2 protein-coding genes and 1 pseudogene are annotated in these 1,122 nt (G+C 64.3%); all 3 read right to left on the minus strand.

All coding sequences use genetic code 11. From position 1 onward, the window contains the following. Nucleotides 1-76: pseudogene (locus ACYQ8K_RS30090) on the minus strand (WXG100 family type VII secretion target); the annotation flags it as partial. A 276-nt stretch (nt 77-352) separates the two neighbouring features. Further along, the gene (locus tag ACYQ8K_RS30095) at nt 353-652 is read right to left on the minus strand and encodes a PE family protein (RefSeq protein WP_007771419.1); all 300 of its coding nucleotides are present in this window, start codon (nt 650-652) and stop codon (nt 353-355) included. Nucleotides 653-1,014: 362 nt separating this feature from the next. Beyond that, a partial coding sequence (locus ACYQ8K_RS30100) for a PPE family protein, SVP subgroup (RefSeq protein WP_459974977.1) occupies nt 1,015-1,122 on the minus strand: 108 nt, incomplete at its 5' end.

Here is a 1,122-nt window from a genome sequence, read left to right on the forward strand (position 1 = left end):
CGGTCTGGGCGTGGACCTCGAAGCGGCCCGCCATCGCCCGCATCTCGTGCGGGTCGGTCATAAAACGTGTTGCCATGTCGGCTGTCTCCTTGCTACGTGGTTATTGGATGATGTGGTGAACGGTGGCCGGATCGTTTACGCGTTACGCAACCGCCGAGCCGAATGAATAGAAATGACCCCCCCTTCCCGTCAGCCGGCGGCCACCGGGCGCTGTCACGGTGAGACGGACGTCAAACCCGAACCGCGGCGTTTGAGTTGACGGAGTGCGTGTTGCGATCGTCCCCTGCGGGGCGGTCACGTTGGACCCATTTCGGTGACGACCTGTTCCAAGCCCCCGAACCGCCTGTCCGAGCTACAGGGCGGCGGCTGCGTTGGCCGCTTCGGTCGCAGCATACGAACCGGAGCTGGTGGACAGGGTGTTCACGAACATCTCGTGGATCGCGGCTGCCTGGGCGCTCACCGCTTGGTACATCTGCGCGTGCGCCGCGAACTGAGCCGCGGTCAATGCCGACACCTCGTCGGCAGCGGCGGGTACCACCCCCGTCGTTGGGGCTGCAGCGGCTGCGTTCTGGGCGCTCAAGGTCGACCCGATAGCCTGCAGGTTCCCGGCCGCCGCGGCCAAAGCCTCCGGCTGTGTGGTCACGAACGACATATTGTTCCCTCCTAGTTCAATCCCCGACTCTGCGAGACTAGATGACTGGGGCCCCCCAGGTCGGTGTGGAAGCCCGGTGTTTGCAATTGTTCACTTAGCGGTACTGCGAATTCACTTTTTGTAACGACACAGTAACAGCGCCTGACCTCGACCGCTGCCCCTCAGAACACGGTCATAGCAAACGGTACCAGCCCCGGGTCGAAAAAGTTGCTGGTAATCGGCGCCCGGGATGCCGGGCCCGCGTCGCCCGGCATGAAATCTGATCGCCGATTAACTCGTCGCGAAGAATCGACGCGACGACCATTTCCGGCGGCGTGTCGCGGGGACCTCCTTTCATCGTTCAGCCGTGTGATCGCCGGTGCTCAGCCGGCGAAAGGCGGACGGGCCATCACGGTGGGCCGGAAGCCGTACTTGGGACCGGCGACGCCGTGTCCGCCGGCACCGGCACCGGCCAGTGGCATGCCACCGAG

It is taken from the genome of Mycobacterium sp. MUNTM1, from assembly GCF_054660795.1.